Origin of the sequence: Paracoccus fontiphilus, from assembly GCF_017356265.1 — a bacterium.
GTDB classification, from domain to species: Bacteria; Pseudomonadota; Alphaproteobacteria; order Rhodobacterales; family Rhodobacteraceae; genus Paracoccus; species Paracoccus fontiphilus.
This window is the reverse complement of record NZ_JAFNAW010000170.1, coordinates 1-871: the sequence shown is the minus strand read 5'-3', so window position 1 is coordinate 871 and position 871 is coordinate 1. Positions and strand designations below refer to the sequence as shown.

Genomic DNA, 871 nt, shown 5'->3' with positions numbered 1-871 from the left:
AGACCCCCCATACCTGCCTCAGCAGAAGGGAAGCACATCATAGGCTAGCTGGGAATCCTGAATCTCGATGCCCGCGACATGCTCTAAAGTTCGCGAATCTCGGTCTTGGTCAAGCCCGTGGCCTCCTCCACGCAGTCTGGCACGTCCGCCAGCTTTGTGCGCAGATTGCGGCCAGAGCTGGTCAGCGCAGTGCGCATAAGGCGCTCATCGGCGTCGTCGCAGGCGCGGGTGACCAGAGATGATGCAGCAAGCCGCTTCAGGACCGGTGTCAGGGTGATCGCAAGGGTTTCTGGGACAGTCTCAGCGACTTCTTCTTTCCCGACGAGGACCGCTACACCTATGCCGAAGGGCTTTCGCGCGGCTACTTGGTGATCGTGAGTGGGGTGTACCGGGGCACGGTTTTGAGACAGTGCTTTGCGCCGGTCATGCCGCCAGTTTGAACCCCGTGGCGGCTTCGGTTTCAAGGGCCCTCTGCTCCGCGCGGATCTGATCGGGCGTCTTGTGCCCGTGCCGCTCGCGTAGCCAGTTGGCGTTGTAGAGAGCCGCAAACGCGGCCAGCGCCAGCCGGAGCTCCTCGACCGTGGCGAAGTGCCGAACCCAGAGGAGCTGCTCCTTCAGCGTCCGGATCGCCCGTTCGGCCACGCCGTTGCCCTCGGGCTGGCGGACAAAGGCGGGCGAACTGGTCATGCCGAGGAACCGGATCTCGCGCTGGAAATCGCCCGACATGTAATTCGAGCCGTGGTCGTGGCGCAGGACGAGACCCTCGGCCACCCCGGATCTGTCGTGTCTGACGTCAGCGCCCATGGGACAGATTAGGCCGATTGCGTGACAGAGGGTTTCTGGCTCATCGTAGCCTTCATGGAGCGAAGAT

General features: G+C 62.9%; 1 protein-coding gene. It reads right to left on the bottom strand.

Annotated elements, in window-relative coordinates; genetic code table 11:
- Positions 1-423 precede the first annotated feature (423 nt).
- A partial coding sequence (locus J0F76_RS20690; protein WP_207472349.1) for an integrase core domain-containing protein occupies positions 424-871 on the bottom strand: 448 nt, incomplete at its 5' end.